At 67.8% G+C, this 13,020-nt stretch carries 12 protein-coding genes; 6 read left to right on the forward strand and 6 right to left on the reverse strand.

Translation table 11 applies throughout. The features are described 5' to 3' along the window. Window positions 1–27: 27 nt before the first annotated feature. On the reverse strand, window positions 28–279 hold the full coding sequence (locus G6N43_RS16455; protein ID WP_083150778.1) for a CDGP domain-containing protein: 252 nt from the start codon (window positions 277–279) through the stop codon (window positions 28–30). Window positions 280–501: 222 nt separating this feature from the next. Here G6N43_RS16455 and G6N43_RS16460 point away from each other — a divergent pair, with 222 nt between their 5' ends. Together G6N43_RS16460 and G6N43_RS16465 are read left to right on the forward strand one after the other, a co-directional pair. Then, on the forward strand, window positions 502–807 hold the full coding sequence (locus G6N43_RS16460) for a GlsB/YeaQ/YmgE family stress response membrane protein (RefSeq protein WP_083150780.1): 306 nt from the start codon (window positions 502–504) through the stop codon (window positions 805–807). A 15-nt stretch (window positions 808–822) separates the two neighbouring features. Then, window positions 823–1,854 carry a zinc-binding alcohol dehydrogenase family protein gene (locus tag G6N43_RS16465; RefSeq protein WP_083150991.1) on the forward strand — a complete coding sequence of 344 codons (1,032 nt, stop codon included), beginning with the start codon at window positions 823–825 and terminating at the stop codon, window positions 1,852–1,854. Here the strand turns inward: G6N43_RS16465 and G6N43_RS16470 are convergent. Continuing rightward, window positions 1,851–2,330 carry a hypothetical protein gene (locus G6N43_RS16470; protein ID WP_083150782.1) on the reverse strand — a complete coding sequence of 160 codons (480 nt, stop codon included), beginning with the start codon at window positions 2,328–2,330 and terminating at the stop codon, window positions 1,851–1,853. The two genes, G6N43_RS16465 and G6N43_RS16470, sit on opposite strands and share 4 nt — an antisense overlap. A 121-nt stretch (window positions 2,331–2,451) precedes the next feature. On the opposite strand from G6N43_RS16470, the gene G6N43_RS16475 reads away from it, so the two are divergent. After that, window positions 2,452–3,039, forward strand: a complete 588-nt coding sequence (locus G6N43_RS16475; RefSeq protein WP_083150784.1) for a CGNR zinc finger domain-containing protein — start codon at window positions 2,452–2,454, stop codon at window positions 3,037–3,039. Between the two features lie 18 nt (window positions 3,040–3,057). On the opposite strand, the gene G6N43_RS16480 is transcribed toward G6N43_RS16475, so the two are convergent. Beyond that, the gene (locus tag G6N43_RS16480) at window positions 3,058–3,819 is read right to left on the reverse strand and encodes a CPBP family intramembrane glutamic endopeptidase (protein WP_083150786.1); all 762 of its coding nucleotides are present in this window, start codon (window positions 3,817–3,819) and stop codon (window positions 3,058–3,060) included. An 11-nt stretch (window positions 3,820–3,830) separates the two neighbouring features. Next, the gene (locus G6N43_RS16485) at window positions 3,831–6,245 is read right to left on the reverse strand and encodes a phosphoketolase family protein (protein ID WP_083150993.1); all 2,415 of its coding nucleotides are present in this window, start codon (window positions 6,243–6,245) and stop codon (window positions 3,831–3,833) included. A gap of 85 nt (window positions 6,246–6,330) precedes the next feature. Here G6N43_RS16485 and G6N43_RS16490 point away from each other — a divergent pair, with 85 nt between their 5' ends. The 3 genes from G6N43_RS16490 to G6N43_RS16500 are packed head-to-tail and all read left to right on the forward strand — an operon-like array spanning window position 6,331 to window position 11,011. Further along, a complete protein-coding gene (locus G6N43_RS16490) occupies window positions 6,331–7,206 on the forward strand; it encodes a TIGR03619 family F420-dependent LLM class oxidoreductase (RefSeq protein WP_083150788.1) in 876 nt (291 codons plus the stop codon). Beyond that, window positions 7,179–9,536 (forward strand): CaiB/BaiF CoA transferase family protein, encoded by a 2,358-nt coding sequence (locus G6N43_RS16495; RefSeq protein WP_083150995.1) that lies wholly within the window; start codon window positions 7,179–7,181, stop codon window positions 9,534–9,536. Before G6N43_RS16490 ends, G6N43_RS16495 begins: the two co-directional genes overlap by 28 nt. Window positions 9,537–9,547: 11 nt before the next feature. Next, window positions 9,548–11,011 carry an acetyl-CoA acetyltransferase gene (locus tag G6N43_RS16500; protein WP_110810363.1) on the forward strand — a complete coding sequence of 488 codons (1,464 nt, stop codon included), beginning with the start codon at window positions 9,548–9,550 and terminating at the stop codon, window positions 11,009–11,011. 178 nt (window positions 11,012–11,189) lie between these two features. On the opposite strand, the gene G6N43_RS16505 is transcribed toward G6N43_RS16500, so the two are convergent. Then, window positions 11,190–11,774, reverse strand: coding sequence for a hypothetical protein (locus G6N43_RS16505; RefSeq protein ID WP_083150999.1), 585 nt, complete (start codon window positions 11,772–11,774; stop codon window positions 11,190–11,192). Between the two features lie 21 nt (window positions 11,775–11,795). Next, window positions 11,796–13,001 carry an NAD(P)/FAD-dependent oxidoreductase gene (locus G6N43_RS16510; RefSeq protein WP_083150792.1) on the reverse strand — a complete coding sequence of 402 codons (1,206 nt, stop codon included), beginning with the start codon at window positions 12,999–13,001 and terminating at the stop codon, window positions 11,796–11,798. Window positions 13,002–13,020 lie beyond the last annotated feature (19 nt).

Consider the following 13,020-nt stretch of genomic DNA (forward strand, 5'->3'; position numbering starts at 1 on the left):
CCCGAAAACCTAACTGTCAGTTGGTGTTCAGGGGCCAACCCGCGGTGGCTGGGCGGTGGCGACGTTGACGATGAAGCAGTTGGTCCCGCCGAACCCGAGTACACCTGTGGTCTGGCAGCGCTCGAAGTTGCCGTCGGGTGCGACCGGTCCGTCGCAGATCTCGCCGCCACCCCACGGGGTCCAGCCCGCCTGGCAGCCGGCGTTCGCCGGAGCAGCCAAGGCTACGGCGATGCCGCTTGCCGTCAACGCACTGATCGCCAGTGCAACAAGTGCTTTCATAACCTCCACCTCCCCATGCGGTACCGGGCTTGGACCGGCACATAGCTGTCCCGCGGTGGAGACCGCGTCATACACAGGTTATGCCGTCGTGACCGTTTAGGAATCCCAATTCGACGACTGCTGATCTTGACCGTGCTAACGGCCGAATCGTTATCCGCGTCCGGTATAGCTGAAGTCGGCCCAGCGGTCACGCCGTGCCACGGCCAGCGATAGGAGATCCAGATGGACATCATTGCGGCTACCGAGTTCCTCGGAGAACGGTCCACCACGCTCACCAGCGTCGGCTGGATCGGCTACATCATCATCGGCGCGCTTGCCGGCTGGATCGCCGGAAAGATCGTCAAGGGCAGAGGATCCGGCATTCTGATGAACATCGTGATCGGCGTCGTCGGCGCCTTGATCGGTGGCTTCCTCCTCAGCTTCTGGTTCGACACCGCTGAGGGCGGTTGGTGGTTCACCTTCTTCACCGCGATCCTCGGTTCGGTGATCCTGCTCTGGCTCGTCGGCCTGGTGCAGAAGAAGACCTAGCGTCACGATGGGGTGATGAGCACCCCAACGATGAGCGCGTGGCGGGTCCAGCGGCCGGGCCCGATCAACGGCCGGCCGCTGGAGCACGTCACCGTGGATGTGCCACGGCCCGCACGCGGTGAACTTCTCGTCGCGGTGCGGGCATGTGGCGTGTGCCGCACCGATCTTCACGTCGCCGAGGGCGATCTGCCCGTGCATCGTCACGGCGTCATCCCGGGCCATGAGGTGGTGGCCGAAGTCATCGAGGTCGGCCCAGAGGTCGGCCCCGAGAATGCCGACAGCGAATTCAAGGTCGGCGACCGCGTCGGCATCGCCTGGCTTCGGCATACGTGCGGCACATGCAAGTACTGCCGGAGCGGCAACGAGAACCTGTGCCCGGAATCGCGCTACACCGGGTGGGATGCCGACGGCGGGTACGCCGAATTCGCCACTGTCCCAGCCGCTTACGCACACCCACTGCCGCAGGGATACTCCGATACCGAGCTGGCGCCGCTGCTGTGCGCGGGGATCATCGGCTACCGTGCGCTGCTGCGGGCCGAACTGCCGCCAGGGGGGCGCCTCGGCATCTACGGGTTCGGGGGAAGCGCGCACCTCACGGCACAGGTGGCGCTCGCGCAGGGCGCCGAGGTGCACGTGATGACGCGCGGTGAGAAGGCGAAGGAATTGGCGTTGGCACTCGGCGCGGCGTCGGTGCAGGGGGCCGCCGACCGTCCACCTGTGCCGCTGGACTCAGCGATTCTCTTCGCACCGGTCGGCGATCTGGTGCTGCCCGCGATGGCGGCCCTGGACCGCGGTGGCACGCTGGCCGTCGCCGGTATCCACCTGTCGGACATTCCGTCGATGAACTATCAGCGGCACCTGTTCCAGGAGCGCCAGTTGCGGTCGGTGACGTCGAACACGCGCGCCGACGCCCGCGAGTTCCTGGCTTTCGCCGGCCGCCATCACCTCGAGGTGACGAGTCCGGAATACCCCTTGGGGAAGGCCGACGAGGCGCTCGCGTATTTAAGCGCCGGGCGCATCTCCGGCGCAGCGGTGCTGGTGGTCTAGAGAGCCGCGAGCGCGGCGCCGAGCCGGCCCTTCAAGTCGCCGCGGCCATACCGGTAGAGCGGTCCCGTGCCGTCGCCAAGCAGGAGGCGCAGCCGCGCCATGCCGCGGGCATTCACCGGTCGGGGGGAGTGCAGCCGCAGGGTGATCGCGTCGATCACGTCCTCGGCGTCCGCGATGTTGGTGGCATGTATCGGAATCCGCGATGACAGCCCGTGACTGGCTTCGGCCTCGGCGACGGCGGCGCGCAGTGACCGTGCGATAGCCTCTCGCTCGGCCATGGATGTCAGGCGCGCCTCGTGGGCGGCGAGCGCACTGCCTGCCGGAGCGGGCACGCCGACGGCGAGCTGCCGGTCGAAGTGATCGGCCCGAAGGCGTGCCTTGACTCGTGACATCAGCGAGGGTCGCGGACGCGCGTCCGGCCAAGCGGTGGTGGCGATGGTGGAAAGAACGTCGGCTGGAATCTTGTTGTCAGCCATTGGTATCTACCTCTTTGCCGGGGTTTCGGCATTCGATCTCTAGTGACTGTCTAAAACGCTACACCGGTCATGCATGACCAGTCAAGTTGCTATACCGGTCATGCGGAGTTATCGTGGTCACATGGCTGCCGAACCGCAGCGATGGCCCGCCGACGACGAACCCAAGCCGGCGCCGGGACCGCTGCTGCGAGTTCAGGCTCTGGTCAACACCGTCGAGCTGCCCGAAGGGCCGGACCGGCTGGCCGATCCCGACGACGCCCGGCCGTGGCTTATCGACCAAGGCCTGTTGGCGCCCGACGCCGATCTGGATGGCGCCGACCTGCAACTGCTGCGCGACGTCCGCGAAGCGTTGCGCGCCCTGCTGGTCGGCAATGGGGGCGGGCCGGCGCCGACCGATGGCGAGCTGGCGCCCTTTCGCGCCGTGGCCGCCGCCGGAACCGCGCGCGTCGAGTTCGACGCCGACGGGGCGGTGCGCCTGGCCCCGACCGGCGAATCGGTGGCCGAGCGGCTGGTCGAACTGTTGTTGATCGTGCGAGACGCGCAGCGCGACGGCAGTTGGGCACGGCTGAAGGTCTGTGCGAACGACGAGTGCCGGTGGGCGTTCTACGACAGGTCGCGCAACCACGGCGGAACGTGGTGCGAGATGTCGGCGTGTGGCAACAAGCTCAAGAACCGCGAATTCCGCGCCCGCCGAAAGGCGAACCGCTGACCGTCGGCTGGAAGTCAGTCAGGTGGACAGGTGCCACACCAGGGCGGCGGCCAGCGCGCCCAGCCCGTTGAGCGACCAGTGCAACGCGATCGGTGCGATCAGGCTGCCGCTGCGCCGACGCAGCCAGGTGAAGACGAAACCGGCGAACGCCGTCGCCGCCACGGCCAGCACGACCCCGGCCACCGTCCCGAGCAGGCCACCACCGAACAGCCGGGTGAATCCGACGTTACTGCTGGTCAGGCCCAGTGATGTGGCGATATGCCATAACCCGAACAGCAGCGACCCCGCCGCTGCGACACCGCGGAAACCCCAGGCGCGGTTCAGCGCGCCGTGCAATACGCCACGGAACGCCAACTCCTCGGGGATGACCGTCTGCAGCGGAATGATGATCATCGACGCGATCAACGCGCCGGAGATCGTCGCGTAGTTGTTGTTCATGAACATCGGCCGCGTCCACGGCAGCAGCGCGCCGATCGCGATCACCGAGACCACCAAGCCGACGGCGGCCAGCGCGTAACCCGCACCCGACTTCCAGTGCTCTTTGCCCAGTCCGAGTTCGGCCCAGCCCAGGCCGCGTGACCGCACGAGAAGCAGCAGGCCGACCGCGGCCGCGGGCACCGTGGCGATGCTGGCCCACGGGGTGGTGAAGTGCGCGATGACGTTGGTGAGCGCGAGCACCACGACCACGACGGCGATGTCCACGTAGATTCGGAAGTGATGAATCGCGGACAGCTGCTCGATCAGCGGGTGCGGCTCGGCTAGCACGGCTTGATCGGACACGGGTGGCGATTCTACCGGCGTTCGCTGAGCGTCTGCTGAGACAGGGAAGTCGCCTGGTAGTCGGAATCCCAGGTCCAGTTGGTGATCGCCGGGTCGTCCTCGCCGTGGTCCCGCGTGTAGCGCCGCGCCGCCATGCGGGCGTCGACCATGCGCTGGCGCAGCATGGCGGCGCGGGTGCCCAGCCCGTCCACGCGGTCGATGACATCGAGCACCAGGTGGAACCGGTCCAGGTCGTTCAGCATCACCATGTCGAACGGCGTGGTCGTCGTCCCGCGCTCCTTGAAACCGCGCACATGCATCTGCGCGTGGTTGGTGCGCCGATACGTCAGCCGATGGATGAGCCAGGGGTAGCCGTGATAGGCGAAGATGACGGGCTTGTCGGTGGTGAAGAGCGCGTCGAACTCGCGGTCGGACAGCCCGTGCGGATGTTCGGTGTCGGGCTGCAGCCGCATGATGTCGACGACGTTGACCACCCGCACACCCAGCTCCGGCAGCTCGTGACGCAGGATGTCGGCGGCGGCCAGCGTCTCCAGCGTCGGGATGTCGCCCGCGCAGGCCAGCACCACGTCGGGCTCACCGGTCGTGGTGCTGGCCCAGTCCCAGATGCCGAGTCCACGGGTGCAGTGCGCGATCGCCTGGTCCATGTCGAGGTAGGTGAGTGCGGGCTGCTTGCCCGCCACGATCACGTTGACGTAATGACGGCTGCGCAGACAGTGGTCGGCCACCGACAGCAGTGTGTTGGCGTCCGGCGGCAGGTAGACACGGACGACCTCGGGTCGCTTGTTGGCCACGTGGTCGATGAAGCCGGGATCCTGATGTGACGCGCCATTGTGGTCCTGGCGCCAAACATGGGACGTCAGAAGGTAATTCAACGAGGCGATCGGGCGGCGCCACGGCAGATGGCTGCTGCTGTACAGCCACTTCGCGTGCTGGTTCAGCATCGAGTCCACGATGTGCACGAACGCCTCGTAGCAGTTGAACAGCCCGTGTCGCCCGGTCAGCAGATAGCCCTCCAGCCAGCCCTGGCAGAGGTGTTCGGACAGCACCTCCATCACCCGGCCGTCGGGGCTCAGGTGGTCGTCGTCCGGCCCGGTCTCGGCCAGCCAGGTCTTGTCGGTCGCCTCCAGGACCGCAGACAACCGGTTCGACGCGGTTTCATCGGGGCCCATCACCCGGAAGCGATCCGGGTTGCGACGGATCACGTCGCGCAGAAAGGTGCCGAGCACCCTGGTGGCCTCCGCGGTTCCCGTGGCCGGCGTCTCAACGGCGACGCCGTAGTCGGGGAACGCCGGAAGGTCGAGGTCGCGCAGCAGCAGCCCGCCGTTGGCGTGCGGGTTCGCGCTCATGCGTCGCTCACCCTGCGGGGCGAACTCGCGGAGGTGCGGCCGTAGTGCCCCGTCGTCGTCGAACAGCTCGTCGGGAGAGTAGCTGCGCAGCCAGTCCTCGAGCTGCGCCAGGTGTTCGGGATTGCTGCGCGTCTCCGACAGCGGCACCTGGTGTGACCGCCAGGTGCCCTCGACCTTGTTGCCGTCCACCTCCTTCGGCCCGGTCCACCCCTTCGGTGTGCGCAGCACGATCATCGGCCACAGCGGCCTGCCCTTCTCGCCGTCGAGGCGGGCGGCCCGCTGGATCGCCGCGATCTGGTCGAACGCCTCGTCGAGTGCGGTGGCCAGTTGTTGGTGCACGTTGGCCGGGTCGTCACCGGCCACCGTGATCGGCCGATAGCCGTAGCCGCCCAGCAGCGCCTCGAGTTCTTCCTGCGGGATCCGGGACAACACCGTGGGGTTGGCGATCTTGTACCCATTGAGGTGCAGGATCGGGAGCACCGCACCGTCGGTGACGGGATTGAGGAACTTGTTGGAATGCCAGCCGGCCGCCAAGGGCCCGGTTTCGGCTTCACCGTCGCCTACGACGCAGGCGACAACCAGATCGGGGTTGTCGAATGCGGCGCCGAACGCATGGACCAGCGCGTAGCCCAGCTCACCGCCCTCGTGAATCGATCCCGGCGTCTCGGACGCGACGTGACTGGGGATACCGCCGGGGAATGAGAACTGCCGGAACAGCTTTCGCAGCCCGTCGGTGTCCTCGGTGATGCCCGTATAGACCTCGGTGTAGGTGCCTTCCAGGTAGGCGTTGGCCACCAGTCCGGGACCGCCGTGCCCGGGGCCGGTGATGTAGATGACGTTGACGTCGCGGTGCCGGATCACCCGGTTCAGGTGCGCGTACACGAGGTTGAGGCCGGGCGTGGTACCCCAGTGGCCCAGCAGTCGCGGTTTCACATGCCGCGGCGCCAGCGGTTCACGCAGCAGGGGGTTGTCCAGCAGGTAGATCTGGCCGACCGACAGATAGTTCGCGGCGCGCCAATACGCGTCGATGAGCGCCAGTTCGTCGTCGGACAGGGTGGGGGTGAGCACCTGGTCGGTCATTCGCTTCATCATCGTCGTCGCGGGTGAACAATGCGTGAGGTCCCGGTACCCGATTGCCGCGGACCTAAGCATTAGCCTGACGATCGTGTTGGGATTCGCCGTACCGCAGTACGGGGCGGCCGCCTATGCCGACCTCGCCCGCTTCGCATCCACCGCCGAGGAACTCGGCGCCGACAGCCTCTGGGTCGGGGATCGCCTCCTGCCTGCGGTGAATCCGAGCGTCGGATACGCGGGTTCGGACTCCATCCCCGAGCAGTTCCGCACCGGCATCGATCCGTTCGTCGCGCTGGCGGTGGCTGCCACCGCGACGAGCAGGGTCCAGCTCGGCAGCTCCGTGTTCATCGCCCCGTGGTATCCGCCGGTGCAGCTGGCGCGGCAGTTGACCAGCCTGGACGTGGTCAGTGGTGGCCGCCTGCTGCCGGGGTTCGGCATCGGGTGGTCGCCGGAGGAGTATCAGGCCGCGGGCGCGCCGTTCCGCCGCCGCGGCGCTCAGCTCGACGAGCTCCTGGACGCCCTGGAGGCGCTGTGGACGACGAATCCCGTTGCGCACCAAGGCGAACGGTGGATCATTCCGGAATCATGGGTGAACCTCAAACCCGTGCAGCGTCCGCGCCCGCCGATCTATCTGGGCGCCTTCACCCCGGCCGGGCTCAAGCGGGTCGGTGAGCGCGCCGACGGCTGGACGCCGGTGGCGCAGGTGCCGGGCGGCGTGAGTATGGAGATGCTGGAGTGGCAGCGGAAGACCATCGAGGAAGCCGCACGCGCCGCAGGCCGGGATCCCTCGACGATCCATCCCTACGTCCGTATCAATGTCGCCGAAGGCACGCCGGTCGAGCAGGTGGCGGAGGCCGTCGCGGTGCTGGCCGACAACGGCTATCCCGACGTGTTCATCGACCTGCTCTACGTCTCCACCTCCACCGACTCCCATCTCGAATGGGTGGAACGGCTGCTGAAGCGGTGAGCGAGGGGCTGCTGGCGTCGGTGCGGGTCCTGGACCTGGGCGGCGCGTCGTCCGACGCCGTCGGCCGCCTGTTCGCCGACCTGGGCGCCGACCTGCTCAAGATCGAACCGCCAGGCGGCAGCGAGGCCCGCCACGCGCTGCCCGCCGTCGAGGGCGCGAGCATCGGGTTCGCGGTGCACAACGCCAACAAGCGCAGCGCGGTGCTCGATCCGGACAGCGCCGCGGACCGGCAGCGGCTGCTCGACCTCGCGGGCGCCGCCGACATCGCGATCGACAGCGGCATTCCCGGCGTTGCTGCTGCGTACGGAACGTCCTGCGTCGAGCTGGCCGACCGGTTTGGGCACCTGGTGGCGTTGTCGGTGACCGACTTCGGCACCACCGGTCCGTATAGCTCGCGTCAAGCGACCGACGCCGTGTTGTATGCGATGTCGACCGCGCTGTCCCGGACCGGCCCGACGACCGGTAGACCGGTCCTGCCTCCCGAAGGACTCGCGTCGGGGACTGCGGCGGTGCAGGCGGCGTGGGCGACGCTGGCCGCCTACTACCGCCGATTGCGGGACGGCAGAGGCGATTACATTGACTTCTCCCGCTTCGAGGGAGTCTTGCAGGCGCTAGATCCGCCGTTCGGGTCGGAGGGCCAGGCCTCCGTCGGCCAGAAAACGCTTGACGAGCTGTGGCGGGGGCGGCCGCGCAATCAGCAGATCTATCCGATCTTCGCCTGCAAGGACGGCCACGTCCGCATCTGCCTGCTGTCGCCGCGCCAGTGGCGCGGAATGCGGGCCTGGCTGGGCGAACCCGAACAGTTCGCCGATCCCAAGTTCGATACGATCGCGGCGCGGTACGCCGCCTCGCGCGAACTGAACGCCGCGATCGCCGACCTGGTCGCGCCGCAGACCATGGACGCGTTGGTCGCCGAAGGGCAATCGCGCGGAGTCCCCGTGGCCGCGGTGCACACGGTCGCAGAAGCCTTGGCGTCGGAGCACTTTCGCGCGGTGGGTGCACTGACCGACTTGACGGTGGCAGCGGATGTGACGCTGACGGTGCCCGCCGGCCCGGTCATCGTCGACGGCCGACACGCCGGAGTGGTCCGTCCCGTATCGGATGCGGGCTCCGATGAACCAGATTGGGCCGCAGGGACATTCGCCGCCGCGCCCCGCAACGACCGCGTCGTGCGGCCATTCGACGGCCTACGCATTCTCGACCTCGGCGTGATCGTCGCCGGCGGCGAACTCGGCCGCCTCTTCGCGGATCTGGGCGCCGAGGTGATCAAGGTGGAAAGCGCCGCCTATCCCGACGGGCTTCGTCAGACCCCGCCCGGTATGACGATGAGTAGGTCATGGGCACTGACGCACCGCAACGAGCAGAGCCTCGGTCTTGACCTCCGCCACCCCGAAGGAGCTGAACTCTTCCGCCGGCTCGTCGCGAAGGCGGACGCCGTATTCGCGAACTTCAAACCGGGAACGCTTGAATCGCTTGGCTTTTCATATGATGAATTGAGGGAGATCAATCCGCGGATAGTGCTGGCGGAGAGCAGCGCGTACGGGCCGAATGGGCCGTGGAGCGACCGCATGGGCTACGGCCCTCTGGTGCGCGCCGCGACCGGGGTCACCTGGTTGTGGACCTCCCGGGATGCCGAACCGGGCAGCTTCTATGATGCGACCACCGTCTTTCCCGACCACATAGCCGGCCGGCTTGCCGCGGTGGCGGCCCTGGCGGCCATGATTCGGCGAGATCGCACCAGAAGCGGTGCGCACGTACACATCCCGCAGGCCGAGGCGGCCGTCAACCAGCTCGCCACCGCCTACGTCACCGAAGCCGCGCGCACCGCAGGCGTAGCGGTGGCCGAGGATGAGTCGATCCACGGCGTCTACCCGTGCGCGGGCGAGGACGAATGGTGCGTGATCTCGATTCGGTCCGAGACCGACCGCGCCGCGTTGTCGGCGGTCGTCGGTCGCGACGACCTGCCACGCGAGCGGACGGCGTTCCTCGCGGCCGTGTCGGAGTGGACGCGGGCCAGGGACAGGTCCGACGTGACCGAGACCTTGCAGGACGCGGGTGTCCCCGCGGCACCGATGAACCGTGCCGTGGACATACCGACCGATCCGCAGGTCGTTTCCCGGCGGCTGTACTCTGACATGCCGCATCCGTTGTTCGATGTGCCGATGCTCAGTGAGACGGGCCCCGCGCCCTACACGGGTATTCCAGCCGCGGAACTCCGACCCGCCCCGATGCCAGGGGAGCAGACCCGCAAGATCTGCCACGAGGTGCTCGGGATGAGCGACGAGGAGACCGATCGGCTCATCGCCGACGGCATACTTTTCACTCAATAAGGGAGCACATGATGGATCCGCGCACGCCGGTGCTGGTCGGATATGGCCAGGTCAACCAGCACGACGAGAACCCCGATGTCGAGCCGGTGGACCTGATGGAGTCAGCGGCGCGCACCGCCGCCGATCCACGCGTACTGGAGGCCGTCGACTCCATTCGCGTGGTCAACCTGCTCTCCTGGCGGTACCGCGACCCGGGATTGCTGCTCGCGCAGCGCATCCGGGCCGACGGGGCGGCCACGCGCTACACGGGCATCGGCGGCAATGTGCCTCAGACCCTGGTCAACAAGGCGTGCCTCGACATCCAGGCGGGTCGCAACGAGGTGGTGTTGATCACAGGCGCGGAGACGTGGCGGACCAGGTCACGCGTGCGGGCGACCGGCGCCAAGCCGCAGTGGACCCGCCAGGGCGAGTCCGTGCCCATCGCCGAAGGGTCCGACGAAGGCATCGAACTCGCCGGTCCGGCCGACCTGCGCATCAAGCTGGACCGCCCGGCGTATGTCTATCCGATGTTCGAGCAGGCGCTGCGGATCGCCGCGGGCGAATCGCAGGACGACCACCGTCGCCGCATCGGCGAACTGTGGGCCCAGTTCAGCGCGGTGGCCTCGACCAACCCGCATGCGTGGAGCCGGGAAGCGTTGTCGGGCAGCGACATCGCCGAGCCCAACCCCAAGAACCGGATGGTCAGCTGGCCGTACACCAAGCTGATGAACTCCAACAACATGGTCGATCAGGGCGCGGCGCTGGTGCTGACTTCGGTCGAAAAGGCGACGTCCCTTCAGATTCCGCGGGACCGCTGGGTGTTCCCGTACGCGGGCACCGATGCCCACGACACCTACGTGATCAGCGATCGCGCCGAGTTCTACACGTCGCCTGCGATCCGGATCGGCGGCACGCGTGCGCTGGAACTGGCGGGCAACGGGATCGATGACGTCGCACTGATCGACATCTACTCGTGCTTCCCCTCGGCCGTGCAGGTGGCCGCCAACGAACTCGGCCTGCCTACGGGGGACCCGTCCCGCCCGCTGACCGTGACGGGCGGGCTCACGTTCGCCGGCGGACCCTGGAACAACTATGTGACGCACTCGATCGCGACCATGGCTGAACGCCTGGTCGCAAACCCCGGCCAGCGCGGACTGATCACCGCCAACGGCGGATACCTCACCAAGCACAGCTTCGGGGTGTACGGCACGGAGCCGCCCACCCATGAATTCCGTTGGGAAGATGTGCAATCCGAGGTCGACCGCGAACCCACCCGTGAAGCGGTCATCGAGTGGTCGGGGGTGGGCACCGTCGAAACCTGGACCACACCGTTCGATCGCAACGGGGAGCCGGAGAAGGCCTTCCTCGCTGTGCGTACGCCCGAGGATGCGCGGGCGCTCGCGGTGATGCACGACGACGTCGAAGTCACCGTGCGCGAGGACATCGCAGGGGCCAACGTCTCGGTCAACCAGGACGGCACCGCGACCCTGGTGTAGCTCAGTCGAGGTCGGCCAGCAGCGCGTTGATCCGCTGTCTGGCAACGACGTCGGCGCCGGGACCCACGACCGCGTGCACCCGGCCCGGGTGCACGCCGCGGCGCGCCGACGGCGGCCAGCGCGAAGCCGATGCCGCTGGTGCCTCCGGTCACCACAGCGGCCTGTCCCGCTTCGATTTTCACGGGGCGCCCACCGGCACGTCGGTGTAGCGCGGTGCGAAACCGTCAGGGGAGAACGTGAAGCCCTTGCCGCTGAACTCGCTCAGGCACGACACCCCGGTGGCCTCCTGCACATTACAGCGGAATCCGGCTGCGGCCAGGATTCTGTTGAACGGCAACACTTTCGCGGGTCCGGGTTTGAGTGCGAACTCGGGCTGTTCGAGTGCGACGAACCGGGCGTCGCCTTCGCGCGGCACGACGACGGCGTTGGGGGACACCTCGTCGCCAGTGGCGTCGGGCACCGAGTCCGGCGCGCCGGTGATGCCCAACCCGGATGGCCAGTTGTTGACCGACTGACAGCCCGCCTTCACCCGCGGGACGAGCGCGCAGGCCCATGCGCCGCTGGGGGAGGTGAAGTAGTAGGTGGTGCCGCCGGGCGGGTGTGCGACGTAGTCGAACGCGTTCGCAAGGTGCGCGTTGCCCGGTGGTGGCGCGGACGGAGTCATCGACGTGCCGACCGGCCCGGCTGCGGGTGTGTCGTCGGTGTTGGTGATCGGGCCCGAGGAGCAGCCAGCGGCCAGCACCGCCACCGTTGTCAGTGCCATGGACAGCGCGCGGCGGGCCACTTATGCGCGAACCAGCCGGTCGGGGTCGACCGGCTCCCGCGATCGGATCAGCGATTTGATGTCGTCGAGACCCTCCCAGACGTTGACGTTCATCCCGGCGAGCACCCGGTTCGCATCGTCGAGCCAGAAGGCCGTGAACTCGCGGCCTGCGAGATCGCCGCGGAACACCACCTTGTCGTATTCGGGCGCGTGGCCGACGTACTCCATGCCGAGGTCGTACTGGTCGGTGAAGAAGTAGGGCAGTTCGTCGTATTCCTGTGACCCGCCGAGCATGCCGACGGCCGCGACCGCCGGTTGCTTGAGCGCATTGGCCCAGTGTTCGGTGCGTATCCGAGTGCCGAACAGCGGGTGCTCGGCGGCCGCGATGTCGCCGACCGCGAAGATGTCCGGATCGCTGGTGCGCAGCGACGCATCGACGAGGACGCCGCCCTGTCCGGTGGCCAACCCGGCCTGTTCGGCCAGGCCGATGTTGGCGGCCGCTCCGACGGCCACCAGCACCGCGTCGGCGGCCACGGTGGAACCGTCGCCCAGCTTGAGCCCCGTCGCGGTGCCGCCTGACGTCGTGATCTCCTCGACCGTCGTATTCAGCCGTAGATCCACCCCGTGGTCGCGGTGCATCGCGGCGAACACCTCACCGGCCTCGCGGCCGAGAGCGCCCATCAGCGGCACTTCGGCGGTTTCGACGACGGTAACCGAGGCGCCGCGTTCACGGGCGCCCGCGGCGACCTCGAGCCCGATCCATCCCGCGCCGATGATCGCGAGCGAAAAGCCCTCCGTGAGAAGGGAACTCAGTGCCTCGGCGTCGTCGATCGTACGCAGGTAGTGCACGTCCTTGGCGTCGGCGCCCGGGATCGGCGGCCGGCGCGGCGAGGACCCGGTCGCCAAGAGCAACTTGTCGTAGCTCACGGTGGTGTCGTCGGGCAGAGACACCGTGTGGGCGCCGGGGTCGATTCCGGTCACCTCGGTGCCGAGTTGCAGCTCGACGTGATGGTCGCGATACCAGGCCGACGACGCGGCGGTGAAATCGTCGAACTGCTTCTTGCCGAGGAGATACTCCTTCGACAGCGGGGGACGTTCGTAGGGCAGGTGCTCCTCCGCTGCGAACAACACCACATGTCCGTCGAAGTCCTTGTTGCGCAATGCTTCTGCAGCCTTGGCGCCGGCCAGGCCGCCGCCCACTATGGCGAATGTGGACGACGTTGTCATGTCGGTTGAGCTTACTCGC

Origin of the sequence: Mycolicibacterium moriokaense, from assembly GCF_010726085.1 — a bacterium.
GTDB classification, from domain to species: Bacteria; Actinomycetota; Actinomycetes; order Mycobacteriales; family Mycobacteriaceae; genus Mycobacterium; species Mycobacterium moriokaense.

Coding starts and splice junctions, on each gene's coding strand:
- G6N43_RS16500 (WP_110810363.1), top strand. CDS start 9,548: ATGGATCCGCGCACGCCGGTGCTGGTCGGATATGGCCAGGTCAACCAG.
- G6N43_RS16470 (WP_083150782.1), bottom strand. CDS start 2,330: ATGGCTGACAACAAGATTCCAGCCGACGTTCTTTCCACCATCGCCACC.
- G6N43_RS16485 (WP_083150993.1), bottom strand. CDS start 6,245: ATGACCGACCAGGTGCTCACCCCCACCCTGTCCGACGACGAACTGGCG.
- G6N43_RS16495 (WP_083150995.1), top strand. CDS start 7,179: ATGGGTGGAACGGCTGCTGAAGCGGTGAGCGAGGGGCTGCTGGCGTCG.
- G6N43_RS16505 (WP_083150999.1), bottom strand. CDS start 11,774: ATGGCACTGACAACGGTGGCGGTGCTGGCCGCTGGCTGCTCCTCGGGC.
- G6N43_RS16510 (WP_083150792.1), bottom strand. CDS start 13,001: ATGACAACGTCGTCCACATTCGCCATAGTGGGCGGCGGCCTGGCCGGC.
- G6N43_RS16460 (WP_083150780.1), top strand. CDS start 502: ATGGACATCATTGCGGCTACCGAGTTCCTCGGAGAACGGTCCACCACG.
- G6N43_RS16465 (WP_083150991.1), top strand. CDS start 823: ATGAGCACCCCAACGATGAGCGCGTGGCGGGTCCAGCGGCCGGGCCCG.
- G6N43_RS16455 (WP_083150778.1), bottom strand. CDS start 279: ATGAAAGCACTTGTTGCACTGGCGATCAGTGCGTTGACGGCAAGCGGC.
- G6N43_RS16475 (WP_083150784.1), top strand. CDS start 2,452: ATGGCTGCCGAACCGCAGCGATGGCCCGCCGACGACGAACCCAAGCCG.